At 59.1% G+C, this 26,033-nt stretch carries 19 protein-coding genes and 1 pseudogene; 13 read left to right on the plus strand and 7 right to left on the minus strand.

From position 1 onward, the window contains the following. The first annotated feature begins 219 nt into the window (after positions 1-219). From AB3X98_RS35755 to AB3X98_RS35790, 8 genes are all read left to right on the plus strand, one after another. On the plus strand, positions 220-1,212 hold the full coding sequence (locus AB3X98_RS35755; RefSeq protein ID WP_368604578.1) for a polysaccharide biosynthesis/export family protein: 993 nt from the start codon (positions 220-222) through the stop codon (positions 1,210-1,212). A gap of 128 nt (positions 1,213-1,340) precedes the next feature. Continuing rightward, positions 1,341-2,420, plus strand: a complete 1,080-nt coding sequence (locus tag AB3X98_RS35760; RefSeq protein ID WP_368604577.1) for a hypothetical protein — start codon at positions 1,341-1,343, stop codon at positions 2,418-2,420. 6 nt (positions 2,421-2,426) lie between these two features. After that, entirely contained in the window at positions 2,427-3,215 is a 789-nt protein-coding gene (locus AB3X98_RS35765) for an ABC transporter permease (RefSeq protein WP_368604576.1), read from the plus strand. After that, positions 3,212-3,868: an ABC transporter ATP-binding protein gene (locus AB3X98_RS35770; protein ID WP_368604575.1), complete on the plus strand. Its 657-nt coding sequence runs from the start codon at positions 3,212-3,214 to the stop codon at positions 3,866-3,868. The genes AB3X98_RS35765 and AB3X98_RS35770 overlap by 4 nt, the downstream gene beginning before the upstream one ends. Before the next feature lie 44 nt (positions 3,869-3,912). Further along, complete coding sequence (locus tag AB3X98_RS35775; RefSeq protein ID WP_368604574.1) at positions 3,913-5,235, plus strand: hypothetical protein; 1,323 nt, start codon at positions 3,913-3,915, stop codon at positions 5,233-5,235. Positions 5,236-5,282: 47 nt separating this feature from the next. Further along, positions 5,283-6,320 (plus strand): GDP-mannose 4,6-dehydratase, encoded by a 1,038-nt coding sequence (gene gmd / locus AB3X98_RS35780; protein WP_368604573.1) that lies wholly within the window; start codon positions 5,283-5,285, stop codon positions 6,318-6,320. A gap of 115 nt (positions 6,321-6,435) precedes the next feature. Then, on the plus strand, positions 6,436-6,735 hold the full coding sequence (locus AB3X98_RS35785; protein ID WP_368604572.1) for a hypothetical protein: 300 nt from the start codon (positions 6,436-6,438) through the stop codon (positions 6,733-6,735). A gap of 178 nt (positions 6,736-6,913) precedes the next feature. Further along, on the plus strand, positions 6,914-8,179 hold the full coding sequence (locus AB3X98_RS35790; protein WP_368604571.1) for a capsule biosynthesis protein: 1,266 nt from the start codon (positions 6,914-6,916) through the stop codon (positions 8,177-8,179). Positions 8,180-8,273: 94 nt separating this feature from the next. On the opposite strand, the gene AB3X98_RS35795 is transcribed toward AB3X98_RS35790, so the two are convergent. The 5 genes from AB3X98_RS35795 to cysC form a co-directional block, all read right to left on the minus strand. Continuing rightward, entirely contained in the window at positions 8,274-9,695 is a 1,422-nt protein-coding gene (locus AB3X98_RS35795) for a mannose-1-phosphate guanylyltransferase/mannose-6-phosphate isomerase (protein ID WP_368604637.1), read from the minus strand. Positions 9,696-9,723: 28 nt separating this feature from the next. Continuing rightward, positions 9,724-11,601: a capsular biosynthesis protein gene (locus AB3X98_RS35800; protein ID WP_368604570.1), complete on the minus strand. Its 1,878-nt coding sequence runs from the start codon at positions 11,599-11,601 to the stop codon at positions 9,724-9,726. A 143-nt stretch (positions 11,602-11,744) separates the two neighbouring features. Further along, positions 11,745-12,905 (minus strand): glycosyltransferase family 4 protein, encoded by a 1,161-nt coding sequence (locus AB3X98_RS35805; RefSeq protein WP_368604569.1) that lies wholly within the window; start codon positions 12,903-12,905, stop codon positions 11,745-11,747. Next, a complete protein-coding gene (locus tag AB3X98_RS35810) occupies positions 12,902-14,251 on the minus strand; it encodes a hypothetical protein (protein ID WP_368604568.1) in 1,350 nt (449 codons plus the stop codon). The genes AB3X98_RS35805 and AB3X98_RS35810 overlap by 4 nt, the downstream gene beginning before the upstream one ends. Before the next feature lie 162 nt (positions 14,252-14,413). After that, entirely contained in the window at positions 14,414-14,983 is a 570-nt protein-coding gene (gene cysC / locus AB3X98_RS35815; RefSeq protein ID WP_368604567.1) for an adenylyl-sulfate kinase, read from the minus strand. 1,979 nt (positions 14,984-16,962) lie between these two features. On the opposite strand from cysC, the gene AB3X98_RS35820 reads away from it, so the two are divergent. The 4 genes from AB3X98_RS35820 to AB3X98_RS35835 all read left to right on the plus strand — a co-directional run bounded on the left by AB3X98_RS35820 (position 16,963) and on the right by AB3X98_RS35835 (position 22,247). Next, positions 16,963-17,586 carry a ParB-like protein gene (locus AB3X98_RS35820; protein ID WP_368604566.1) on the plus strand — a complete coding sequence of 208 codons (624 nt, stop codon included), beginning with the start codon at positions 16,963-16,965 and terminating at the stop codon, positions 17,584-17,586. Positions 17,587-17,631: 45 nt separating this feature from the next. Then, on the plus strand, positions 17,632-19,332 hold the full coding sequence (locus AB3X98_RS35825) for a SulP family inorganic anion transporter (RefSeq protein ID WP_368604564.1): 1,701 nt from the start codon (positions 17,632-17,634) through the stop codon (positions 19,330-19,332). A gap of 546 nt (positions 19,333-19,878) precedes the next feature. Next, the gene (locus tag AB3X98_RS35830; RefSeq protein WP_368604563.1) at positions 19,879-21,129 is read left to right on the plus strand and encodes an AAA family ATPase; all 1,251 of its coding nucleotides are present in this window, start codon (positions 19,879-19,881) and stop codon (positions 21,127-21,129) included. Continuing rightward, positions 21,126-22,247, plus strand: a complete 1,122-nt coding sequence (locus tag AB3X98_RS35835; protein ID WP_368604562.1) for a hypothetical protein — start codon at positions 21,126-21,128, stop codon at positions 22,245-22,247. Before AB3X98_RS35830 ends, AB3X98_RS35835 begins: the two co-directional genes overlap by 4 nt. 393 nt (positions 22,248-22,640) lie before the next feature. Here the strand turns inward: AB3X98_RS35835 and AB3X98_RS35840 are convergent, their stop codons facing one another. Together AB3X98_RS35840 and AB3X98_RS35845 are read right to left on the minus strand one after the other, a co-directional pair. Further along, positions 22,641-25,064 (minus strand): CHASE2 domain-containing protein, encoded by a 2,424-nt coding sequence (locus tag AB3X98_RS35840; protein WP_368604561.1) that lies wholly within the window; start codon positions 25,062-25,064, stop codon positions 22,641-22,643. A gap of 72 nt (positions 25,065-25,136) precedes the next feature. Next, positions 25,137-25,415, minus strand: a complete 279-nt coding sequence (locus AB3X98_RS35845) for a hypothetical protein (RefSeq protein ID WP_368604560.1) — start codon at positions 25,413-25,415, stop codon at positions 25,137-25,139. Between the two features lie 360 nt (positions 25,416-25,775). On the opposite strand from AB3X98_RS35845, the pseudogene AB3X98_RS35850 reads away from it, so the two are divergent. Then, positions 25,776-26,024 (plus strand): annotated as a pseudogene (locus AB3X98_RS35850) (hypothetical protein); the annotation flags it as partial. Positions 26,025-26,033 lie beyond the last annotated feature (9 nt).

The following is a 26,033-nucleotide window of genomic DNA, read 5'->3' on the forward strand; positions in this document are numbered from 1 at the left end:
CAGGAACCGGATCTGACACGGGAAGGGCACGGGGCCCACAGTCTTAAAGAGAAAGCGCTCCTGCGGGGCGTAATCGCCGCCCTGTGCATTGCGCCCGCCGCGTGCACCTGGATTCCGAACTCCGGACCGGCCACGAGCGCAGTGATAGAGAGCGGCAGGTCTGCAGCAGCGCCTGGTCCTATCGAGCTCGTAGAGATAGATCCCCAGGTGGTACGGCGCATGGGCAAGACGATGGTGCAGGGTGATTTCGCCAGGTCACTGGGACAGGGTACCCAATGTGGGAACGGGCCCGGTATTGGTGACACGGTATCCGTGACCATCTGGGAGGCGCCGCCTGCCACGCTGTTCGGTGGGGTGGTCGAAATGGGTGTCGCCCCGCAGGTATCAGCCAGCCAGGGAACAACCTTGCCCGACCAGGTCATCGATGGCTCTGGCGCACTGCGCATCCCGTTCGCAGGCAAGGTCCGGGCCGTCGGCCTGACCCTCAGTGAGCTTGAGGCACATATCGCCGCAGCGCTAGCCGGCATTGCGCACCAGCCACAAGTCAGCGTGCGCGTGGTAAAGAACGCCGCTACGGAAGTCACAGTGGTCGGTGACGTGAACAGTACTGCCCGCGTGCCGCTGACGCCTGCATGTGAGCGTGTGCTTGACGCGCTGGCTGCGGCTGGGGGCGTCCGGCAATCCGTCGACAAGATTACGCTTCAGCTAACCAGGGGCGGCGGTGTCTACGCCATGCCCCTTGATGCTGTGATCCGCGATCCCGGCCAGAACGTTCCGCTGCGCGCGGGTGATGTCGTGACGGCACTGTATCAGCCGTCAAGCTTTATTGCGCTGGGCGCAACCGGCAAAAACGAGGAAATCGGCTTCGAGGGTAAAGGGATTTCATTGGCGCAGGCGCTGGCGCGCGCTGGGGGGCTGCTGGATAGCCGCGCCGACGCGGCGGGCGTATTTGTGTTCCGTCTGGAGGATCGCCGCGTTCTCGAAGACCAGGGACGCACGGATATCCCTGCGATGGTGGGAGACAGGATACCCACGGTCTACCGCCTCGACCTGAAGAGTCCCGCCGGGATGTTTCTCGCACAGCAGTTTCCGATCAGGGACAAGGATACCGTCTATGTTTCCAACGCGCCCGTTGCAGACGTTCAGAAGCTGGCCAGCCTGTTCTACACGGTGGTTTTCCCTGCTGTGACGCTGGGAACGCAGTTCAGGTAAGCCTGCCGAAACGCATTCAGCACGCGGCGGGACAATCCTGGAGAGCGGCCAGTCGACCATCAGTTACGCAATTTGGTTACAGCGATATGTCAATTTACAGTGCACTAACAAGTAGTACTAACCGGAAGATGTTCATTGCCACGGTGATTATCCCGACGCTGATCGCGATCACTTACTTCTTCCTGTTCGCATCGGACCTTTACGTGAGTGAGAGCCGCTTTGTTGTGCGCAGTCAGCAAAGACAGGATAGCGGAACACTCCTGAGCACCTTCCTGCAGGGCACGAGCTTCGGTCGATCTCAGGATGACGCGTGGATCGTGACCGACTACATCGAATCAATGGATGCGTTGCAGGAGCTCAACCACAGACTGAACCTGCGATCCCTTTTCGGTGCATCAAAAAGCGACTTCGCAAGCCGGTTTCCCCATCCGGGGGATGATGCGAGCGATGAGAGCCTGCTGCTGTACTACCGCAACCATATCGTGTCGGTCATTCACGACAGTACGTCGAGCATCACGACGCTGCGCACGTCCGCATTCGATGCCCATTCAGCGCAACTGATCAACGAAAATCTACTGGCCATGAGCGAAGGCCTCGTCAATGAGCTCAATCGCCGGGGACTCGAGGACGGGGTGCGCTATGCGACTGAGGCGGTACGCGCAGCCCAGGCGCGAGTGAGCGCGGCGTCGCTGGCCCTTGCAAGGTACCGCAGCGAGCAGTCCGTATTTGATCCCGACAGGCAATCCGCGCTTGCATTGCAGCAGGTCGGCAAACTGCAGGACGAACTCGTTGCCACAAGGGAAAGGCTCGCTGTAGTGGCGGCCGTATCGCCCAGGAACCCGCAAATCGAGACGATGAAAACAAGACAGTCCGTTCTGGAGCAGGAAATCGACACGGCATCGCGTTCGGTTACGGGTCGGGATGCCGGAAGTTTTACCTCGAAGGCGCGGACATACGAACAACTCAACCTCGAGAAGGAATTCGCGGAAAGAGAGCTTGCGAGCGCGCTGGCGTTGCAGGAACAGGCCCGCAGTGAGGCAGCAAAAAAGCAGCTATACGTCGCACGCATCGTCAAACCGGCCTTGCCTGACGCCCCGGTCGAGCCGAGACGGCTTCGCAGTGTGCTGATGACGTTCGTCATCGGGCTGGTGACGTGGGGCATTCTCTGCCTCCTGCTCGCGGGCGTTCGCGAGCATACGCAGGAGTAAGCGTCCATGCACGATACAACCTTGCGTCAGTCGTTCACGATCCAGCTACGCGTCATTGTTGCACTGCTGCTGCGCGAAATCATTACGCGCTACGGGCGTCACAACATAGGGTTTCTATGGCTGTTTGTCGAACCAATGATGTTTACGCTCGGTATAGCGACCCTCTGGTACGTCACGAAAGCAGCGCACGGCCACGATGTGCCCATTGTCGAATTTGCATTGACCGGCTATTCGACCGTGCTTCTGTGGCGCAACTGTGCGACGCGTTGCGTTGGAGGACTCAAGCCCAACCTGAGCCTGCTGTTCCACCGGAATGTGACGCCGCTCGACGTTTTCCTGGCGCGCATTGCGCTGGAAATCGCAGGCGCAACGATCTCGTTCTACAGCCTGACGGTCATCTTCTTCCTGTTCGGCCTGGCCGAGCTCCCCGCAAATCTTTCACGGGTGATTGGTGCGTGGATGCTCACTTCGTTTCTGTCGACGGGACTTGGCGTCTTTGTTGGAGCCGTGAGTGAACTGTCGGAAGTCGCCGAGCGCGTCTGGCACACGGCGACGTATCTTCTGTTTCCATTTTCGGGTTCCGTATTCATGGTTGAGTGGTTGCCACCGCCGGCGAGGCAGGCTGTCTTGCTGCTGCCGTGGGTGCACGGCGTTGAAATGCTACGTAGCGGCTATCTTGGACAGGCGTACCGCTACCACTACAGCCCCGCCTACATGTTGGCCTCATCTTCGATTCTGCTTCTCATGGGGCTTCTTGTACTGAGGATTGTGCATCGCCATGTGGAGGCGGGATGATCAGCTTGCAGCGTGTCACCAAGTGGTACGGAAGCAGTGCGGGCAGGAGGCGAGTCCTGGATGACGTCAGTTTCGAACTGGCAAGAGGGCAACGAATCGGCATCCTGGGCGCGAACGGCGCCGGCAAGTCCACGCTCATCAGGGTACTGGCTGGAGTCGAGCATGCGTCGAGCGGCTCGATCTATCGCGGTATGAGCCTGTCCTGGCCTCTCGCGTTTTCAGGAGGATTCCAGAGCAGTCTGACGGGCCTGGACAATCTGCGCTTTATTGCAAGGATCTACCGCCGCGATGAGGCACGGATGCGCAGTTTCGTGGACGACTTCGCTCAGTTGGGCCCCTATCTGAAGGAGCCCGTAAAGGTCTATTCGAGCGGGATGCGGGCGAGGCTTGCGTTTGCACTGTCGATCGCAGTTGAGTTCGACTGCTTCCTTGTCGACGAGGTTATTGCCGTTGGTGACCAGACGTTCCAGGAGCGATGCCGCGAGGAACTGTTCGTCAAGCGAAGGGACCGTTCGATGATACTTGTGTCGCACGATCCGAATCTCGTACGCCAGCATTGTGACCTCGCCGCGATCCTCGATCGCGGCCGCATAACGGTTTACGACTCGCCAGACGAAGCTTATTCCATCTACACCGCAAAACTCGCAGCCTGAATGAAGGGGCGATCAACAATAGCCGGTCTCAATGAACCAGATAAATGAAACGTGATAAACCAACACTTGCTGTAATCAGCACATACGACGAACTGTGCGGAATTGCCAGCTATGCAAGGGCGATTGTCCGGCAGCTCTCACCGTATTTTGACATCCAGGTGTTCGATCTTGACCAGTACATGTTCCGGCACACAAACCGGCGAGTCCGCAAGATGGCCGACAAGGAGATCGAGCGTATTTGCCGGGAACTGCGCCATTTTGATTGCGTCAACATCCAGCTTGAACACGGCCTGTTCGGCAAGAACAAGCGGGACGCGTACAAGCGCATTTGCCGGCTTATCGCGGCGTCGCCGAAGGTGTGCATTACATTCCACACCGTTTTTGAAGGCGAGTCCGTTAACTGGAAGCAAGTGCGCGAGCGCCTTGCCCGGTTGGATTTCGCCAGCGCGTGGTCGCTTGCCATCAACTCCAAGGTCGACAACGCGCTTCTCGGCGCGGGTATCTATAGCGCGATACGTCGCGCCCAGTGGAGAAAGAAGGTGAGCGTCGTTGTTCACACGCGGCGGGATGCGAGAATGCTCCGCGTGCTTGAGCGTATGTCCAATGTGTATGACCATCCGCTCGCATACTATTCCGAGCGGGAAGCGCTGGACTACGAAGCAAATGCGCAAAGGTCCGAATTCCCGTTACTCAAGCGTTGCTCCGACGATGTGGTGCTGCTTGGTTGCTTCGGATTTACAGGAAGCTATAAGGGCATCGATACCGCACTACGCGCACTACACCTGCTTCCCGAAAACTATCACCTTGCAATCTTTGGCGGCGTGCACCCTGAGTCGATCCAGCGCGGCGTGCCACTGGATCCGTACCTCGCAGAACTGGTGAATATCGTGAGCCCCGGGCGCAACTGGCTGGAGGACATGCAGGCCGACACTGGCAGGGCTATCCAGATCAATGCGTCCGTCCCCGAACTGCTTGAACTGGCTGCTACGCCACACGGCCGAGACATCTCGCGGCGCACCCACTTCATGGGGCCGATATCGGACGACGAGTTTCCGCGCGCGATGGCGGTTTGCGATGCTGTCCTGCTGCCGTACCTCGAAGTCGGACAGTCAGCCTCCGGCCCGATGTCGATGGCAGTGAATCTGAACAGGCCGGTGATTGCGACAAGAACGAAAACGTTCCTGCAGTTTTCCCGGTATTACCCGGGGCGGGTCGCGCTATTCGACATCGGCAACTACCTGCAACTCAGTCAGATCATCCGCGCGGGGGATTTTCGTCGTCGTGCATCTGCTGGCGCGGCGGAGCCTGACACGGTTTCAAATGTTGCGACCTATCGCAATGCGTTGTTTGTGGGCGCCGATTCCTGAGCGTCTGCAACTTTAAAATCGGATGCTGTTATTTAGGGAGAAAAAGAGTGAAGCGTAAGGCTATTGTGACGGGTGTGGGCGGTCAGGACGGGGCATATCTGGCGAGACTTCTGCTGGATAAAGGCTATACGGTTTACGGCACCTATCGAAGGACAAGCTCCGTCAATTTCTGGCGCATCGAGGAGCTCGGAATCAGTGACCATCCCGAGCTTCACCTGACCGAGTATGACCTGACCGATCTGGGCGCGAGCGTGCGGCTTGTCGAGAAAACCCAGGCTGACGAGATATACAACCTCGCTGCGCAAAGCTTCGTCGGCGTTTCATTCGAGCAGCCTGTCACGACGGCGGAGATTACGGGGCTGGGGCCGCTGAACCTGCTCGAGGCCGTTCGCCTCGTTCATCCGAAGGCGCGCTTCTACCAGGCTAGCACGTCGGAAATGTTCGGCCGTGTTCAGGCAATTCCGCAAAGAGAAGATACGCCTTTCTATCCTCGCAGTCCGTACGGTGTCGCGAAGCTGTTTGCGCACTACATGACGGTCAACTATCGCGAGAGCTATGGGATTTTTGGTAGCAGCGGGATCCTTTTCAACCACGAGTCGCCGCTGCGTGGGCGGGAGTTCGTGACGCGCAAGGTGACTGACTCGATGGCAAAGATCCGGCTGGGCAAGCTCGACGTGCTGGAGCTTGGTAACCTGGATGCGAAGCGCGACTGGGGCTATGCAGAGGAATATGTCGAGGGCATGTGGCGCATGCTCCAGGCAGCACGACCGGATACCTATGTTCTGGCAACCAATCGTACCGAAACGGTCCGGGACTTTGTGACGCTCGCGGGGAAGGCAGCGGGCTTCGATATCTTCTGGAAGGGTGCTGGTCAGGACGAGGTCGGCATCGATGAGCTGACCGGTCGTACGCTCGTCAGGATCAACCCCAAGTTCTACCGGCCCGCCGAAGTGGATCTGCTGATCGGGGACCCCTCGCGCGCCATCAATGAATTGGGCTGGCAGCCAACGACCACGCTCGAACAGCTGTGTCAGATGATGGTAGAGGCGGATCTTCGTCGAAACGAATCGGGTTTTTCCTTTTAAGGTTCCGCGGACGACGCAGCAGGTCGAGAACCACGCCATGCGCCAGAGTCGCCGCTTCACCGACTCCCGGCGCGTGTGGGAAGCTGCGCCGTCCAGTCCATATGACGAGGATGGAATGAGCAATTTCGCAGGCTATGCCGTCAAGGCTGCCATTCTTGGCGTTCTGATGTACGTGTCCGCCATCATGCTTGATTTTTCGAAACATGCCGCATTGATACTGGCCATCGCGCCGGTGGTTCTTGTGCTGCTCGGCATCTATACGGGTTTTGTGTATCGGGCTGTCGGGCTGGTGTTTATCGTTGCGTGCGTCAATCTCGCACTGACGGACAGGGGCTACGACCGGAATCAGGTTGCGACGACACTGAACGGATGGGTGGGGACATTCATCGAATCAGTGCGCGGTTCATCGCACTAGATTCGGGACCTGGAAAGCTGGCGTCGCGCTGGCACTGTCAGCGTTACCCAATGGCATCGTCTCGAGTTCGCATGGTCAAGGGATGAGTGAAGAATGGGATCGATCTCTCGCTCCCGACCTCTCTTGCCAGCGCGCAGCGCCTCGGGGGCAAAGTTCGAATATTACGAGGTGAATCTTCATGTTGCCGGGCGGCTGGCATTATTTCTCGGGGAAGAGGGTTCTGTTGCTTCAGGGACCAGTGGGCCCCTTTTTTTCCAAACTTCGGGCAGCGCTTCAGGAAGCAGGTGCAAGTTCTGTCGACAGGATAAACCTTAATGCGGGGGACTGGCTGTTTGCCTCGGGTTCCTCGATCAACTACAGGGGGCGGCAACGCGATTGGTCGGCGTTTCTCGATTCCGTGCTCACCGAGCTTGGAACTGAGGTCGTGATGCTGTTTGGGGATTGCAGGCCCTATCACGTAGTGGCCTGTGAGGTGGCACGCGCCCGTGGCGTGGCAGTGTGGGTGTTCGAAGAAGGGTACGTGCGCCCGGATTTCGTTACGCTCGAACGCGATGGGACAAATGGACATTCACTGTTGCCCCGCGACCCGCTCTTTTACAGAAGCCTGCCTGAGCGCGCCGCGCGGGCGGCGCGGCAGACAGGGCGGACGTTCAGGTACCTTGTCTTGTGGGGCGCGCTCTACGGCGTTGCATCGACTGCCGGTCGCGTCATGTTTCCGCATTACCGGCACCATCGATCGCTCGATCTTTCGGAGGCGTATTGCTGGCTTCGGGCGGCGTGGCGCAAGCTGATGTATCGTGTGAAGGAAAGAGGCATGCTCAACTATCTGACAAGGCAAAGGAGCAAGCATTACTTTCTTGTTTCGCTGCAGACCGCCATCGATTCGCAGATTCGCGTGCATTCCCGCTTTCCGTCCATGACCGCCTTTATCGAGGAGGTCATCTGCTCGTTCGCGCAATCAGAAAATACAGACTACCAGCTGGTGTTCAAGCATCACCCGCTGGATAGAGGGCATTCAGACTATACGAAAGCGATTTCGCGTCTCGCTTGCCGGTACGGAGTGCAAGGCAGGGTGCTTTATCTTCACGACCAGCACCTGCCCACGCTTCTTGAGCATGCCATCGGGCTTGTGGTTGTCAACAGCACGGTGGGTCTTTCGGGCATTCACCATGCGTTGCCGGTGAAGGCATTGGGAAAAGCGATTTACGATATGGAAGGTCTGACGTTCCAGGGGCCGCTTGACGACTTCTGGGGCAGCGCTCAGAGGTCTGCTCCCGATATGAAGCTGTATGAACGGTACAGGGCGTTTGTTGTCGAGCAGACGCAGCTTAATGGAAGCTTCTACACCGGTCAGATGTTTGACGTCACCCGATGGTCCGACGCCATCGGGGGGGAAGGAAGTGAGACGCCGGGCGCGCGCGCCGAGGAGGCCGCGCATCTTTAACTGCTGATGGTTTTTGCAGAGCTGAAAGGAAGCAGTGGGAACCTGGCACCGTCACGACGTCGTGCGTGACGGATTATCGCCAGAACTGGGTTGCTCAGGCGCGGCCGTAGGTATCCGCGAACCGGACTATGTCGTCTTCGCCGAGGTAGGCGCCAGACTGTACCTCGATCAGCTCCAGAGGAATCTTGCCAGGATTGCTCAAACGGTGGGTGGTGCCCAGCGGAATATAGGTCGACTGGTTTTCGCTCAGCATGTGTTGCTCATCGCCAATCGTGACCAGCGCAGTGCCTTTGACCACGATCCAGTGTTCTGCGCGGTGATGGTGCATTTGCAGGCTCAGTTCCGCCGCCGGGTACACGATCAGACGCTTTACCTGGAACCGTTCACCGTGATCTATCCCTTCGTACGACCCCCAGGGCCGGACAACTCGCCGGTGGACGACGGATTCCTGACGACCGGACGCATTGAGACGGTTGACGATTTTCTTGACATCCTGGACCTTGTCCTTGTGCGCGACCAGCACTGCATCAGCCGTTTCCACGATAACCACGTCCTGTACGCCAACGGCTGCCACCATGCGATGTTCGGCGCGGATGTACGAATTGCGTACGCCGTCGACGATCACGTCGCCAGTGGTGAAATTTCCCGCTGGGTCGCTTCCGGAGAGTGCGGCAAGCGTCGTCCATGAACCGACGTCGTTCCAGCCCAGCCCCGTTGCGCGTACCACTGCTGCGTGGGCTGTGCGCTCCATGACAGCGTAGTCGATCGAGATATCCCGGCAACGGGCGAAAGGTTCCCCGGCGAGGCGGATGAAATCGTCGTCCGACGTCGCCTGAGCGAGTGCCGCTTCGGCGAAGCCGGCGGTGTCCTGCTCGTATGCTCGCAATTCGGCTAGATACTGTGCGGCGCTGAGAAGGAACATGCCACTGTTCCACAGGTAGTCGCCCCGGTTCACCAGGGTGCGGGCCGTTTCCAGATCAGGCTTTTCTACAAAGCTGTCGACGCTCGAGGCGTGTCCGTGTGTGCCCACCACGGAGCTTGCCCTGATATAGCCATACCCGGTCTCCGGGCCGTCCGGTTCGATGCCGAACGTGACCAGGTACCCCTCCCTGGCGGTCATCGCAGCGTTACGCACCAACTTTGCAAACTCGGCCGCGTTCGCAATAACGTGGTCGGCCGGAAGAACCAGGAGGAGCGCGTCCGGGGATTTGCGCAGTGCGGCGAGTGCGGCGATTCCAATTGCCGGGGCTGTATTGCGCCCGACGGGTTCGAGTATCATCGCCTCGGGCGAAACGGAGATCTCGCGCAGCTGCTCGGCCACCAGAAAACGCTGCTCGCTATTCGCAATCACAATAGGCGGTGCAACGCCATCGACTGACAACGTTCTTAGCACCGTCTGTTGCAGCAGTGTGTGCTCTCCAAGCAGTTTCAGATACTGCTTGGGCAAGCTGCCACGAGACATTGGCCAGAGACGGGTTCCGTTACCGCCGCAAAGAACGACAGGAAAAATGTGCATATCAGATTCGCTGGTGAGAAAGGGTGATTCAGGATTGCTCGAACGTTTCACGCTTGCGCACGGTCCATGGCCGGTTGGCGACAAACTGGTTTCGGCTCCAGCGCAGCGTCTTTCTGGATAGCCGGATAAAGCGAGATCGTTCGTGCAACAGTGGGCGGGGTGCACATCGCGCCAGCTGGGCGACGATTGCCTCGGGTGTGGTGAACAGACCGAGTGTCCAGTCCCAATAGAGCGGATAGCGTAAGAGCACACCTGCCGTCAGCATGTCGATGCTCAGGTGCCTTGCCCTGCCGCAAATCTTTCCGGCTGCGTCGCTTGTCAGTCCCCAGCCCGCGTAAAACGGAGTACCGTAGGTGAATACGGCTTTGCCACGTAACAGCGCGTCAAAGCCGGCCAGTGAGGTGAGCGTGTGTACCTCATCGGCGATCTCGATCAGAGACACAATATCCGATCGCATGTCGACTACGTCCGCCGTACTGGACGCATCCATCAGACCGTTGCGATTGCCCGCGATGACATCAGGGTGCGGCCGGTAGACCAGGAACGCGTGCGGGCGCTGCGCCCGCACCCGATCCACCAGCGCCTCCATTGTCCGCACAGTCTCTGCGCCCAGAACCACAGAGGCATCATCGGCGACCTGACCGACCACAAGAACGATCTTCCTGCCGCGCGCTCCGGACCAGGTGGGGCGCTGCCGGCCAAGGTTGTATTTTGTGAGTCCATTCGCGACAATGCTCTGTCGAAGTAACGAAGCCCGAACCAGTTCGTCAGGATCGAAGAGGGTCGTATTCAGGATTTCGATGAGATCGCCGGGCGCACGAGGATCGAAGTAAATGCCCGTACGATCGATGATCTGACTGGAGGGTGCATGCAGGTCCGATCCGAGACCGCACGAATGGAGGAATCCATCTTCCACTCTGATAACCTGTCTGTCCGCCGCGGCTCCGGTTGCCGAACGGGTGCCCCAGAGAAGGATCTGCTCAGAGTCCTTTACCGTGCCTGCGTCGCTGGACCAGCGGACGTCGCCCGGACAGGCGGACAGGAAAGGCGAGATGAATGGGCGCTTCCACCGCTGGATGCCGATACCCACCGGATTGCGCAGGTCTTCAAAGCGCTTCGCAACCGCGCCCTGCAATTCCAGAATCTTGAGAAGGGCTTTAAGGTGCCCTGGCTTGTGCGTATGGGGATCGGTATAACGCGTGCACCCATTCATGATCGCATGAAAAAGCTGGCCCGACGTGGGCCGCGCTGTCCTGCCTTCGAGCGGAAATTGGTCCTGCGTCAGCCCCCATCCGGCATACATCGGAGCTCCGAAAACGTGGACGTTGGCGCCTTGAAGCAGCGCCAGCAGTCCCTCTGATGCGCCCAGCGTGTAGACATTACAGCCCTGGCCGATGAGCGACCATGCGGTCGCACGGTCGACAGGGCGGCCGCATGTCTGTCCTGCTGCACATTCAACGGATAGCCAATTTCCGCATCCGGGGTCCGACGATCGTACGATCAGCAGTTCGGCGCGGGGATCCATCTCGCGAGCGGTTGCGAGCAACTGTTCGAAGGTCGCCCGTCGAGGGTGCGGCGATTCAGTGGCAGGGTCATATGTCCACCGTCGTTCGTCGATAACGACAGCGACGGCGCCGATGGGCGTTGGGCCTGCGGCAACGGCGGGACGATGCCGCCCGGAAATCGACTCAATCCACGACGCACAGGTGCGGCGGATCAGCGCCTCGCTAGAGCCGTGGGGGACGTGTGCGGTGCATGCTAATTCGGCATTGAGCCAGTTGACTATCGAGCGAGGCACGCTGTCACCGGTGACGGTGTGCTCCAGCCAGCTTAGGGGAGGGCGGCCATCGCGCCGTGCATGTGCGGGCGGCCCGGACCACGCGATGCGCGGGCGGTAGCCAAGCATGACGGCAAACTTGAGCAGTGTTTTCGAGAGTATCCCGTCAACCCAGAATAGCTGTGTTTGTCCTGGTATCCGTTTGTGTCGCCGCCAGAAGGAGTGGATGCAGGCGGAAGCGGTTCTCGTGCAAGCGGGCGCGCTGCTTCTTCTCATGGGGCTGCACCCAGCTCTTCAAGCAGCGCATCGACGCGGGCGAAGTGCTCAAGCCAGCCCGGTGGTTGATAGCTCTGCAGTCGTGCAAGCTGAAGTGCACGGTCACCCGTATTGCCGTTCGCGTATGTAATGAGCTTGGCGAGCCATGCCGGTCCATCCAGGGGATCGACATAGTCAGGGACGTCGCCCGCGTATTCCCGGAATACCGGCAAGTCGCTTGCAATCACCGGCACTCCGGCAGCGAGCGCCTCGGCGACGGGCATCCCGAATCCTTCCGCGAAAGAGGGGAAGACGAGTGCGCGCGCATGCGTGAGCCAGGCCGCGAGCCGCGCGTCCGGACAGTCTGGCTCGAAGACGACCGCATGTTGAAGCTCGGCACACTCATCGAGCATGCTGATCACATTCTCATACTTCCATCCCTGTCGTCCGACGAGTACGAGGCGAGGCGCGGCTGCGCCGAACTGCGCAACAAGTCGGCGCCAAAGCTGCAGGATGAACCAATGATTCTTCCGTGGCTCTATAGTGCCAACCATCACGAAATACGGCCCAGCCACCAAAGGAGCCGGGGACTGGACCTGCGTCGTACCGGGTGCAAGCTGCGCGACGACCGTGCGCGGAAGACTCAATCCCTCTCGTCGGGCGTATGCGTTGACTGCATCGAGCGTTGCCTGTGAATTTGCGATGATTGCGCTCGCGCTCGCGAGGGCAATGCGCATTCTCCGGTCATGCTGTTGCGCCGTCCCGGGACGACAGAATTCGGGGTGGGACAGAGGAATGAGGTCGTGAATCATGCAGGCCACGTGCACACCCTGGGCGCGCAACGAACGAAAATACCTGCCGGATTCAGCGCCCGAGTGTGAAGTGTGCAGCAGCATGCCGCCGCGAGTGAGGCGCCGCGAGCCAAACAGAAGGCCGCGCAACACGGTAAGCGTCAAGCTCAAACGGCCGGCCGGATGGTATGTCTGAACCGCGGAAAAGAGGCGTGCCGAGGCGCGCGGCGACAAAGCGGCACAGAATCCGCCGATGCAGACCGCCGCGACGGCACGCTCGCCATAATGCTGTACATAGGCAAGGCCGACCCGGTCAACGCCGGTTGGTCGCTTTCGTAACAGTGCGCCTTTTAGAAGGCGCGTAATGTCGAGGTAGATCTGCGTCACGGTTGCGTCAGCGCATTCGCCCTTGGTGTGGGCAGGGTATCAATGTTCGAAGCTTGCGGGTCCTGCGCGCGCCGCACCGCCTCTGCATCGCCGACGCTTGCGGTGAGATACTCTGGCAAATTCGATCTTGAACCTGGCTCGTAGTCGGCTGCATGATGGACGGGGAGCGAGACGGGGCACTCCAGTTCGCACACCCCCCATGAGTAGACGCGACACTCCAGTCGCGATACCGGGAGTTGCAGATCAATTTGCAAGGTGAATGACGCCATTTCGCCGATGCGCAGGTCGGACCATCTGACGTCCAGCTTTGCGAATTCGCGTTCACTCCCGTCGGAGGCGACCACGTCAAGCGTCGCAACGACGGCGTCGGGTGGGAGACCGGAACACGAAGCCCTATGCTGGACCGCTCTTACCTGGAAGGTGACCGCGTACCTGCCCGCATTGATGCGCTCGTAGGGCCCAAACTGGACGTAACCTTCAGAGTCACTGTAAAGGCACGGGTCGCCATACCCACGATGCATGACGCCCTGCGTGCTCAGCCCGGTTAGCGTGCGCGTAGCGGACAATCCAAACCGATCGCGTGCGTACTGACGTACATGCTCGTAAAGCTCGATATCAGCCGCGTTCCTGCGCAAAATGCCGTGCAACGTGTCTGCTGAGACGTTGAAACACCCGCCGCCTTCGTGGAACTCGTTGTTGCTGGAAAGGGTAATGGTTTCATTGGTTTTAGGACGCGTCGAATTATCGTCAAGTCGCAGATCAAGTAATCTTCCGAGATAGTCGAGCGACTCCCCGTAGGAATCGAGCAGACCGATGAAATCAAAACGTTGAAGGCTATTCTTTGCGACAGACAACATATAATCGATGTCGTCCGTTCTCTCATCCGAAAAAAATTCAAATACTGTGCGTGTGTAATAATTGTTGAACGCTGGAATGTAATTCAGAATGGGTGACTGGAAGAAGTCGTCACACGTCATCATCTTGGCAGGAATTGTTTCAGGCTGAGGAATGACTCCGTTCTCGATATCCAGCTTGTAACTGGATAGCCATTCGTAATGCGAAATTAGACGCTCGACGGGATCACGAAAGAACGTGAACAGGAGCTTCTCGCCCGGAATGTTGACTATCTCCTGATTCCTGAATCCATGCCCATAGAAGAAACTGTACTTCTCAAGCATGTGAGGAGGCAGGAATCCCAGAACCGCACGCAGATTTTCCGGGAAAAAGAACTTGCCGAGACGACCCTGATAGAACTGCGCGGCGATGTCCGAGCCTGCTGTCTTCTGCATGTGGAGGAAAACGATCTTCCTGGGCGATAGCGAGTGCATAATTTTCCAATTGTTCATTCAGCGCTTGCCGCGCGTTGGCAGCAACATCTCACGGGACACCCGGCGTTGGGTCCTTTGGGCACCACCGTGTCGAACTGGCGCGTCGTTCGGGAATAGCCTGGCAAGTTAGACATCGACGCGTGACGCCTTCTACGTACTGTGAGCGGGGGAGAAGCCGGATTACATGAGCGCACCGGCGTACGCGCGGTTCGCACTGGCGTTCAGCAATTGCAAAGTGTCGGAAACCGCATTCTTCACGCTGATGCGCGTGGTGTCGATGACGAGATCGGGATTGGATGGCGACTCATAGGCGGCAGAAACGCCCGTGAAATGGGATAGACTTCCCTTTCTTGCAAGCGCATATAGCCCCTTCGGATCACGTGCAATGCAGACCTCGAGGGGAGCGGATACAAAGACTTCCAGGAAGCTGTGGCCGATGATGGATCGGGCGAGCTCGCGATGCGCGTGTTGCGGAGCGATTGCTGCGACTACGACGACGTAGCCTTCCATGGCGAATAGCCGGGCAATGTGCGCAATCCTGCGAATGTTTTCGGTGCGTTCGTCTCGCGAGAACCCCAGATCGGAGCATACTCCCTGCCGGATCTCGTCACTGTCCAGTACGATGGCTTTTGTGTCAAGCTCGCGTAGCGATGAGCAAAGTGCGAAAGCAATGGTGGACTTTCCAGCACCCGACAGGCCCGTCAGCCAGATCGTTGGAGGTAGTCCTTCGGTTTCATTCCATCGGATCATTAGCGCTTGCGTCAATGCGATAGTTTTGGTGATTTGGATCGTTCTGCCTGTTTCGAACCATGGCGGCAGGAGCTCTCCCGTGGCAGATGCGAGACTGTCGGTACAGCTTATATCGAATGACGGTTGTGATTTGTCAGAACCTGTCAGGAAGGCTCCCGGGCGCTTTCCGACCCATCGTGAAGGCGCTCCGCACGACGTACCGCCGCGGGGCATTTTGAAAAGTCGCGCCCCGCGCGTCCCTCCGTTGAAGTTCACAAACAGCCAGTCGACTGATTCCGGGTCGTAGATCACCCCTGGCTGGCCAGATCATTTTTGTGTTTCGTAGACGTGCACTGTCGCGGACATGCAACCAGGCGCGAGCTCCTGCTCGTCGGCAGTCGAGCGTTTCCGCGAAGTTCGGCACACCGGCTTTGACGCACACGTCTTTGATCATCGACGCGCTCTGAGAACTGCGATGCGGCGGTGCTGAGGCACGTCGAACACATGCCCAGTGAAGGTCGTGAAGGGATGGTCATCATCGCCGTCATAATGCGACCAGGCGAGGGCCCATAGGCATCACTTATCGATACCGTAAGGCAGCCATGTTGCTGCATGCGATGCGGGTATCGAGGCCTGGAAAGTCCGTGCGACGAACAGGAAGTCTTCCTGCGGGCCTCGACAGCTCCCATTTAACGATATTTCCCGTTTGCCTGGAGGACCGCAGGGCAGGAGCCCCGGAGAGACCTCAACCCGTCGCGGGACGATATGAAAAAGTGCGCGCCGGACTAGCCGGCGCGCAAAGCGGGCCACGCCACATTGACAGGTTCCAGGGGCTGTCCTGCCCAGACTACGGCAGATGGCGAGAGCAAACTGTCAGGCATTGTCAGCTAGGGGATTCCCGGCCCTGAGATGCTCCAACCTGTAAGGCGGAGACTTCCCGGATTGTGGTTGAATCTGGTAATCGACCATGCCGGTTTTTATCGCCGCCACGACGGGGAGGCTTGGGGGCGGGTAACGCTCCGGCACGCTCTTCGAGCGACAAGCTATCAGCGGTCTGGTGTTTCCCTGGTGCCAAGGTCATGCAAGCTCACCGGCAACTGCGCCGCATTGAATATTGGGTTTCAGGCGGTCTTGCAGCAGTTGCGTTGCCGGCGCGCTGTCGCAGGTCTCGCGCATTTGCTCCGCCGTCTGTCGCGGACGGAATCTGGATATTGAACGACCCGCTGTTTGCCGGTTCTGCGCTGATGCAATGCGTCGAAAGAGGACGAGAAAAAAAGTGTTCAAGGTCGCAGGGCGAAACACGCGTAACCATGCCGCACAGTCGGGCACCCACTCCGTCTTGACACTGGCAGAAGAGCCTGGATCTGAAAATCCTTGGCCTTGATAGCGCCGCGCTGCATTGTCCCGGCGGTTTCACGCCAGGCAGTTACTGATGCGGCATGCACAGATGGACTATCGGCGACCGAACGCCCAGTCGCCTGCCACTAACCTCGGCGGTGAATCGACGAACCAGGCGACTTGACGTCGCACAAGACCGTTAGAACACATAGGGCCAATGCTCGTTTTTCTGGCACCCAAAACACCGGGGACGAAAAAAGGGCGCGCCGCTCGAACGGCGCGCTAAACGAGTACGCACACTTAGACAGTTCAGACCAGCAACTGTCATCCCCAAGGCTAAGACATCTACGCCAGATGGACTGTCAGGGAGTGTCATGGACTCCTCACTGACAATATTTGACATTACGCTCCGCGGTAACTTTATAGAATGGCGGACAAGTTCTGGTTGCACTCCAAGCGCGTCGGCCGGGACCCAGGAAGCCCTGGTTCGCCATGAACGGCCCGGGGCTTTCGTCTTTCCGGGGCGTTCATGGCGAACCATGAGCTTCATTTCGCCCTGATCGTTGTCCGTCTCATCAGGCGCGCGTAATGGATTGCGCCGGGGAACGCTTCGCGAACACGATCGATTCCCGGCCAACTGAACAAATTGGCGGATAAACACTGTGGTACCGAATTCGAACATTCATCTTGTTCCAGCACAACTCGAAGCGCTGCGTCCGACCCAGATGACGGTGGGCTATCGTGAAGTTGCCGCAAAGCGCGAACACTGGAAGGCGCTTCGCAAAAAGGCTCGCAGGAAGACCATTGCGTCGCACTGGTTTCCCGTTGTGCTGGGGCCACAGGGCCGCCAGTATGTCATTGATCACCATCACCTGGGGCTCGCGCTTTTCGAGGAGGGCGTCAGGGAGGTAACGGCAATGGTCATCAAGGATCTGTCATGGCTTGATGACATCACGTTCTGGCGCATGATGGAACACGGCCAGTGGGTTCATCCGTTCGATACCGAAGGCAAACGGCATGATTACGACCGTCTGCCGAAGGTCCTTACCGGGCTCGAGAATGATCCCTATCGCAGTCTCGCCGGCGAACTGCGCGGCGCTGGTGGCTACGCGAAGGACACGACACCGTTCAGCGAGTTTCTGTGGGCGGATTTCCTGAGGCAGCGTATATCGCCCAGCCGGATCGAAAAGAACTTTGCCAGGGCGCTCGACGAAGCGAAAGCGCTTGCACACCTGCCTGAGGCGCGTTACCTGCCGGGCTGGTCAGGCGTGGCTGCCGCTGGCTGACCGACGCGTGCGCGGCGCGTCCGCGATTTTTTCACATGGCTTGATATGAACTCCGATCCTGGACATCCAGCTACCCAACTTCAGCATGCCGACCATTTCGCGGCACCCGCTGAACAATCAATTGAGCGCGGACCACGCGTCGCGCGCGACGCGCTCGCCGGCATTTCGATCGCGGGGCTGCTGCTTCCGGAAGCGGTAGCTTACGCAGGCATTGGCAATCAGCCGCCGCAGGCCGGTCTGATCGCGCTGCTGGCGGGCCTCATGGTGTATGCGTTGACCGGCAGCAGCCGTTTCGCGATCGTCTCGGCGACGTCGTCATCGGCCGCCGTGCTCGCGGCCACCGTGCTGTCTGGATCCGCCGTCAACGCTGCGACGCAACTGGCGCTGGCCGCAGCGCTCGTCGCCACGACCGGTGTGCTTTTTGTGCTTGCGGGCGCGGCGCGCCTCGGTGGCATGTCGGATTTCATCGCCCGCCCCGTGCTGCGCGGCTTCACATTTGGCCTCGCGCTGACCATCGTCATCAAGCAGTTGCCGAAGATACTCGACTTACCCGTGCATCACAGCGACACGCCACGGATTGCGCTCGATCTTGTACGCGAAGCTGTCCAATGCAATGTGTACAGCCTGGCACTAGGTGCGGTGGCGCTGGCGATCCTGTTCGTTCTCGGACATCGCGCCCGCGTGCCCGGAACGCTGATCGTCATCGTGCTTGGCATCGGCGCCGGCTACTGGATCGACTGGCATCGGTACGGCATCGCCGTGGTTGGCGCGATTGATCTGCAGCACATTTCCTTTGGGCTGCCCGAGCTCGGTCGCGCGCAGTGGATGCAGACCGCAGAACTCGGCTTTGCCCTGATGCTGATCCTGTACGCTGAGTCGTACGGGGCGATTCGCAACTTCGCGCTAAAGCACAGTGATACGGTGTCGGCAAACCGCGACCTGGTTGCGCTCGGTTTCGCGAATATTGTCTCCGGGTTGCTCCATGGCATGCCAGTCGGCGCCGGCTATTCGGCGACATCGGCCAACGAGGCTGCCGGTGCACAATCCCGCCTTGCCGGTCTCTGCGCCGCGGCGGTGATCGCATTGATCGTGTGGTTTCTCCTGCCGCAACTGTCACGCACGCCGGAGCCGGTGCTGGCCGCCATCGTCATTTTTGCGGTGAGCCATTCACTGCATCCGTCGGTATTCAAGCCGTACTGGACCTGGCAACGGGACCGTCTGGTCGTGCTCGCGGCGTTGCTCGCGGTGCTGGTGCTCGGCGTGCTGCACGGGCTGCTGGTCGCGATCGGCGTGAGTTTGATGCTGACCCTGCGCAAGCTCTCAGAGCCCAATATCAGCGTGCTGGGTCGCCTGCGCGACAGCCATGACTTCGTTGACATATCCCGCCACGAAGATGCACACCCGGTTCCCGGGCTGCTGATCGTGCGCCCCGAAGTGCCGCTTTTCTTCGCGAACACTGATCGCGTGCTCGGCAAGGTGAGGATGCTCGCACGTATTCCCAATGCGCGAACCGTCATGTTGAGTCTCGAAGAAACACCGGATGTCGACGGCTCAGCGATCGAGGCGTTGCGCATATTTGCCGCTGAATGCGTTGCACGTGGACAGCAATTGCAGCTTGTACGCCTGAAGCCGCGTGCATTGGGTGCGCTGCAGCGTGCTGTTGACGACACCTTGCGTACCGACATGCTGCATGAGCTGAGCGTCGATGAGTGTGTGCAGTCGCTTGCCCGTTGCGAGCGGGTCTGATTGTGCGGCTGCTGTCCGGGCGGCGAACTTTATCGGTATCGGTCGCAGTGCTCCCGCGCCGGTACTGGGTACTCGCGCTGCGCCGGTGACGTCGTCTTCGCCGCCAGGATGCGCATTCTCGAGCAAGGGTTAATTCGACGTATCCATTCATTTGCGCTCTGTGCGATCGCCACGCCGGGTCTGCCAGGAAGCGCATCGGCGCAGAAGGCCAGCCTTTCGCTGGCTGCCAGCTGCACGTGGAGTCGAAGCTGCCGTTGCTACACGAGGCGAACCTAACCGGTATCTGGTGCACGTCACGCTCAACGGGCATACGCAGTATTTCGGGATGATGCCAGCTCCGGGATCATGTGTGCATCGATATCGTCTCGAAACCCGGGCACCTGAACATGAACCAGATCGCCACGCCATGAACACGAACAGGACAGCCATGACTGTACTTTCCCCGATCCGGGTCACAGGAACCACCTGGCGGGCACGCGCAGGGCTTGCGGCGCTAGTGGCCTTCACGCTGCGCCTGACTGGGTGTGTGGACAACGGGGCGAACCGATGCAAAGGCTAACCACCTTCGCGGCCCGATTTGCACCGCTCGCCTTCCTTCTCATGACAGGTATCGCGGTGGCGCAGTTCCTCCTTCAGCACAAACCCGATCGCGCAGATGTCGAACGCGACGCACATGACGTTGCCGTTTTCCTGCACGAGCATGTTTGGAGCATGCTCGGCATTGCAATCGCGTTCTGGCTGATAACCATTGCAGGTTTTTTTTACGATCGGCATCGGGGTAAAAACCCTGACGCCACCAAAGGCGGGTGGTTAATGGATGCGCTTGACAGACTCACGAACCGGCGTGCGCTCGAGGAGAAACTCGCGCACGAGCCGAAGCCCCAGATAATCGATGCAGAGGCGCTGGCCAGTGCACTGAAGCGCAAGGTTATCGGCCAGGATGCGGTTTGCGACGATGTGGCGGCTCAAATTCGTCGCCGCCTCGCGCTGCAGCAGCGCAACAAGCCGGTTGGCGTATTCATTCTTGCGGGACCGCCTGGGACCGGGAAAACCTATCTGGCGAAATGCCTCGCGGCAGAGTTGGGGCGCCGCCTGTTGCACTTCGACATGACCCAGTTTTCGGGCGGCGCACACGCGGCGACCCAATTGTTCGGTGCCTCCAAAGGCTACGTTGGTTCAAATACGTATGGCAAACTCACGGCCGCCTTGCGCGATACACCCGATGCAGTTGTCCTGCTTGACGAGATCGAGAAGGCTCATCCCGAGATCCACAAGAACTTTCTCACTGCCTGGAACGACGGCTTCGTCACTGAGGCATCTGACGGCAGGCAGATCTCGACCACTCGCGCAATCTTCATTCTGACCTCGAACGCGGCGACCGATGAACTCCAGACCCTGAGCGTCATGTTCGCGAATGATGCAGACGAACTGCGTCGCGCGTCCACGAATGCACTGCGCGAGGCAGGGTTCGCTCCCGAGGTACTGAACCGCATCGACCGGATCTTCGTCTTCAAGTCGCTCTGCGGTCTCGACATCGCGCGGGTCGCGGCGCTCGAGATCGAAGCGATGATCAAAAGTTACGGCCTGGATGTTGCCGAAGAAGGCATCGATCCCGATATCCTGGTGGACATGATGCGGCGGCAGCAGCGAATGGGCAGCGGTGCTTCGTCACGGGATCTTGTGCGTGCGGTCGAAGAGTCTCTCGCCGACACGCTGATTGACGCGAAGCGGCAGGGACACGCCAGGGTCATGCTGGTGTCGGTCGACGGCAAGGTGATCGCGCGAGCTGAGCGATGAATTCGAACACACCCGAAGTCGACAGGGCGCCCGTCAAATCGCTGTGGACGCGCGCGCCGCTCTGGCGCGCTTGCCTGTCCGTGGCTGTTTTGCTCTCGGTTGGAGTCGTGTCTTTTCTGCCGACCCGGCACTCGGTGGATACCATTCCGTCGCCGGAAGTACCGCGGCCAGCGCTTCGCGACCCGCAACAATTCAAGGCGCCTCCCGGTCCGGCAGCCATCCAGGCGCCCGTCGCGGAGGTCGTGCCCGCTGCAGTGGCACAGGCGCCGGCCAGTACTGTGCCGAAGCCGGCATCCGCCGAAGCCAAAAGCAAAACCCCAGCGGCAATCCCGACAGCCGATTCGGGCCAGACGGCGCAAGCGCCAGTGCACGCACACGTTGTGCCCGCGGCGCCCGGCCCGGCTATCAGGGCAGACTCCTCCGGCCTCGACAGTCCACTCGTCGGACGCACCTATCGCCAGTCGATCGAGATCGAAGGGTTCATGGTGCCGCTTCCACCGGGCCAGTGGGCCGTACTGGCAAACAGCAGCGGCCGTCTGCATGGCACATCTGGCGTCGCGTATTTTCTGGGGCGAATCGAGCAAAGGAGGCTTGTTGGAGCCATTCGCTTGTTTGCAGTCCGGAGCGACGAACTACCGGGAACCGGCTTTCCCGCCGCAAACGGGTGCAGGAGCGGCAATCCCGACCTGAATTACCTTGCGCTTGAAGAGGTAACGCCATACGGACATCAGGCATGCTGGCTGATCAACAACTTTTTTGCATCGCCCCTGCAGCAATGGGAGGATCGCGCCCTCAGGATGCCTGCGCTTGATCGTCTTGCGGGCCGCGACCTGTCTGCAAAAGGCATGAGTTTTCCGCAGGATTTCGTAGACGTCCGATTCACCCGGGCGGAAACGTGGGGCTTGCTGGAGGTATCCTACTTGTTCGACCCGGAACTGGATGGCATCGAGTCCAGCACCTCGCTCTCAGCAAGCGAATCAGACTGGCATGCCCCAAACGTTGGCCGTTTCCCGGACAAGGTCGCGTATCTGGCAAAGATGCGTGACTGGGGTGAGGGCCTCTGGCCCAGATTCAAGCTGGCATTTGCGTCTGGTGAACAGCCTTCCGTGCGCCCCTGACCCTGGTAGTCGAATGACGTTCAGGAGGCCAACGGCAGCCTCCGAACTGCGCGCCGCGTGCGCCTGCCGGTCGAGAACCGGGCACTGCTCAGACGGCTGGCAGGCATGGGCGTGTCGGATCACACGTTCATTGCGGCGCTGGCCATCGTGCAGATGATGAGGTTCGATATGGACTCCCGGCTAGCGGCGCCGCCCGCAGTGTGCCAACGCACACGTGGCGGCGATGGACACGCATGCCAACGGACTGGCGCCGTCGAAAGCTGCCGCCGCGGCAAGGCCGGCGACAAAAAGAATGCACGGCGCATTGACCAGGGTTATTTGTTTCGAAGCCAGGCTTGTTGCCTCAAGCATTTTGCGACCTGTCAGTGGGGCTGAGACGCGAATGCTGGACGCCTAACGTTGCCGGAAGGCTTCCATGCCAGTTTCCGCACCGAAGACGGGCAGGTGCATTGTCATGATCGTTCCTGTGCCTTCTGAACTCACGCAGTGAATTCTTCCGCCATGTCGTGTCACTACTGCCTTCACGAATGCGAGCCCCAAGCCTACGCCATCACTTTCAGGCTGACCGGGCGCACGAAACCGTTGAAACCGCTCGAACAGGCGAAGCTGCATGGCCTGCGGAATGCCATAACCCTCATCAGATACGACGAATTCCATCTGATGATGAGGATGTGGCCGATACCTCAGCACGCATCTGACAGCGGTGCCGGGCGGACTGTACTTGATGGCGTTGTTCAGAAGATTGACGAGCGCTCTGGCAATCATGCCGCGATCGACGTTTACAAGTAGTTCGTCGTCCGTGCACTCGCTCACGAAATTGACCTGCCTGGCAATTGCCAGCGGCCAGACTTCGTCCGCAGCACTATTCACGATATCCGCGAGATTCGTCACTTCGAAAATGTAGTCGCGATTCTCCGCAGCAGCAAGTCGCACGAAGCTGTCAGCAAGGGCGAGGGCACGTCGTGCGTAGCGATCGATCCGATCGACGATAATGGTCGCCCCACCGTTACCCATTGCACGTCTCTCGATCTCGATAAGAGAGACGATAGATGAGTTGGGTGAGCGCATGTCATGAGAAATCAGATGTAGCATTTCATCGCGTTGCGCCTGTGCTTTATGCAGAGCCGTAATGTTGCTCAGCGTCGCAATCCATCCTGTAACCTCATTGCTCGAATCCAGGCAGCGCGCGTATTTGAGGACGTAGCGAGCGCCGCCTGCATCTTCTACCTCTACGCCATGCGCCATGACAGTGGCATCGATCGCTCGCGCGGGATCAAGAACGTGCGGCCACGCTCGCGCTGCACGGGAGTCCGCGGCTTCCGCAATGAACCGGATAAAGCGCAGTCGGCCGAGTCGCTCCTGAAGGTTATGGCCAACAAGCCTGTCTTCTTCGTGCAGTGCGAGACTGGCGAGCGCTGGCCGGTTGGCAACGCGGATGCGCCCCTGCGGGTCAGCAACGAGCACCGGGTCCGGGAGGCTGCTCACGCTGTCCCAAATAAACCGCCGCAAATCACGAATATGCTGCGTTGCCTGCCGCATCAGCTCCATGTCGCGATTAAGTGCCCTGCCCGCGAGGATCGAAGATCCGGGGAACGCAAGAGAGACGAAGTCCGGCTCTTCGGCCAGTAGTTCAAGCTCGGTGCCGATCGCGGACATGATGGCGTCCAGTCGACGCCATCCCCAGATCGGGTAGAACAGAACGATCGAACTCACCGCGGGCAGTGGAGGGATCCAGACTCTTGCGAACTCGAGGAGCAGGTCGCTCGCGACAAGAGTTGCGAGCAGGAGAACGGGGACGGAAACAACGGTCTGACGTGGCGTGAGAAAAACAAAACCCGTAAAGAGCAGGAGTACTGCGACAAACGAGAAGGTGGACTGTAGCCACACATTTGCCCGATGGGCGCTGCCCCCATGCAGAAGATTGTCGAGAATGTTGGCATCGATGTCGACGCGCGAAGCGACGCCGCTGTCACCTGAAAGCGGTGTGAGCAGATGATCGGGAAGGCCGTCTGCAGTGTTTCCCACCAGCACGATCTTGTCGCGGAACACTTCCGGATCGATATGCCCGCGCAGTACGTCGACGAAAGAGAAATGCGCATAGCCATGCATCGCGGGTACGTACGAGATGAGCACACGTCCCAGTCGCTCTTCGCGCGGACCTTCAAAGTACCGGTGCAATTCGTGCGGGTCGTCTACGCCGGTGGGAATACGCGCGCTGGCCCCACGCAATTGTTGATACAGCGGTAACGTGAATTGCGGCCATTTGCCAACCGTGCTCCCCTCGTAGAGCGCGACACTGCGCAAAACACCGTCCCTATCGGGTTCCAGGTTGATATGTCCGATTCCTGCTGCGACCGATGCGAGCCTGTTCGGGGGCTCTATCGTCTCTCCCGCATGAGGATTGGTAGCGCCACTCTGGACGATCACGGGAAGGTACACCGGCACGCGCGACATGGCTCGCGCGAATGCCGCGTCCTCAAGGGAAGCGTGGGCAAGGAGGACATCGTATAACACTGCGCGAGGCTTGCTGGACGCAAGTCTTGACAGCAGTCTTGCATGAAGCCCGGTCGGCAGGGGCAAGTGCCCGAGCGTAGCGAGAGTGTCATTGTCGATAGCAACGATGACGATATCGGCGTCTGCCGTCAAGGAGAACTGCGAAACGAGGTAATCGTAGAACGCCTTGTCTGCGACTGCAGTTAAGTTCGAAGTAGCGAGCGCGCAAGCAAACAGCACGGCGGCTGTACCAAGCAACAACAGTTCGCGCAGGAATCGACGGTCTGCTGCACGCTGATAGTCGCCGACGAACCGATTGGGCATTGGAAGGTACCGATTCTCGCCGATACTGACTCGCTCGCGAAGTGTTGTGGGGCAACATGCCGTGCGACAGCATCAATGTTTGTTGGGGTTTACTGGTTTTTCCGTCACCATGCTGGCGCCGTCAATGATCGAACCACCTGCGTTCGTCTGAGTCGCAACCGACTCCGCCGCTGCGAAGCCAGACTTTGAATTCTGTGCCTGCGCTTCCGGGCATCGAGTGGCCGACAAAATGCTGGGTTGACGGATTACGGAAGTGCGGTTTTTCGCCTCCGCGTTTTCCCTTTTCAGGTCAACGGGATATGGGCGTTCGTAAAAACGCGAAGAAGTCCGGACAGGGAGCGGAATATTCACACCGGCTGCCTGGCAGGAAAAATTGCCAGACTTCTGATAGCAGTTCACTGTTCATTATATGGTCTGAAGAAGTCATCGGATTCGCATATAGGTGTAAACGGCATAATTTTCGTATACCTTAGCGGTATCGGAATCCGATAACTCAATGGACTCCAAAGTGATTTTTATAGCATGGAGTCCTGTCTATTCAAACGGTTCCGCGGGAACGAATAAGAGGAAAATTCCTGATTCTTTCGTAAGGATATCCTGATAGGCGCCCGGTTATTTCCCGCTTCACCCGCCACTAAAAAATCTAGCCCCGGGACAACAAGCCATTTTGTTCAATAAATGGGATTGTAGATGTTTTTGCAGAAGGCCCAGGAGAAGTTGATGCGCGCTGAATTCGTGAAAGCGTTCAACATTCGCGACAGGAAGCGCGTGGCCAACGCCCGTGCGAACCTGTTGGCGGTCCAGCAGCCCAGCAAACCGAGCGCGGTAAAAACCGAACAGCAGCAGGCGATGCTGGCGCTGCACCGTATGCGTGAGCAATGGGTGAAGTTCTGTACGAGCTTCCGTTGTTCTGGTGCCCAAGGCTCTGCGTCCGGTTGCAAACCGCAACCGGACGGTCGACAGGTCGAT

The sequence above is a fragment of the Paraburkholderia sp. BR14312 genome, from assembly GCF_040948675.1.
Lineage (GTDB): Bacteria > Pseudomonadota > Gammaproteobacteria > Burkholderiales > Burkholderiaceae > Paraburkholderia > Paraburkholderia nodosa_A.

Coding starts and splice junctions, on each gene's coding strand:
- AB3X98_RS35825 (WP_368604564.1), top strand. CDS start 17,632: ATGAACTCCGATCCTGGACATCCAGCTACCCAACTTCAGCATGCCGAC.
- AB3X98_RS35810 (WP_368604568.1), bottom strand. CDS start 14,251: ATGAACAATTGGAAAATTATGCACTCGCTATCGCCCAGGAAGATCGTT.
- AB3X98_RS35795 (WP_368604637.1), bottom strand. CDS start 9,695: ATGCACATTTTTCCTGTCGTTCTTTGCGGCGGTAACGGAACCCGTCTC.
- AB3X98_RS35830 (WP_368604563.1), top strand. CDS start 19,879: ATGCAAAGGCTAACCACCTTCGCGGCCCGATTTGCACCGCTCGCCTTC.
- AB3X98_RS35790 (WP_368604571.1), top strand. CDS start 6,914: ATGTTGCCGGGCGGCTGGCATTATTTCTCGGGGAAGAGGGTTCTGTTG.
- AB3X98_RS35775 (WP_368604574.1), top strand. CDS start 3,913: ATGAAACGTGATAAACCAACACTTGCTGTAATCAGCACATACGACGAA.
- AB3X98_RS35755 (WP_368604578.1), top strand. CDS start 220: ATGGGCAAGACGATGGTGCAGGGTGATTTCGCCAGGTCACTGGGACAG.
- AB3X98_RS35800 (WP_368604570.1), bottom strand. CDS start 11,601: ATGCTTGGCTACCGCCCGCGCATCGCGTGGTCCGGGCCGCCCGCACAT.
- AB3X98_RS35770 (WP_368604575.1), top strand. CDS start 3,212: ATGATCAGCTTGCAGCGTGTCACCAAGTGGTACGGAAGCAGTGCGGGC.
- AB3X98_RS35760 (WP_368604577.1), top strand. CDS start 1,341: ATGTTCATTGCCACGGTGATTATCCCGACGCTGATCGCGATCACTTAC.
- AB3X98_RS35785 (WP_368604572.1), top strand. CDS start 6,436: ATGAGCAATTTCGCAGGCTATGCCGTCAAGGCTGCCATTCTTGGCGTT.
- AB3X98_RS35765 (WP_368604576.1), top strand. CDS start 2,427: ATGCACGATACAACCTTGCGTCAGTCGTTCACGATCCAGCTACGCGTC.
- AB3X98_RS35835 (WP_368604562.1), top strand. CDS start 21,126: ATGAATTCGAACACACCCGAAGTCGACAGGGCGCCCGTCAAATCGCTG.
- AB3X98_RS35840 (WP_368604561.1), bottom strand. CDS start 25,064: ATGCCCAATCGGTTCGTCGGCGACTATCAGCGTGCAGCAGACCGTCGA.
- cysC (WP_368604567.1), bottom strand. CDS start 14,983: ATGATCCGATGGAATGAAACCGAAGGACTACCTCCAACGATCTGGCTG.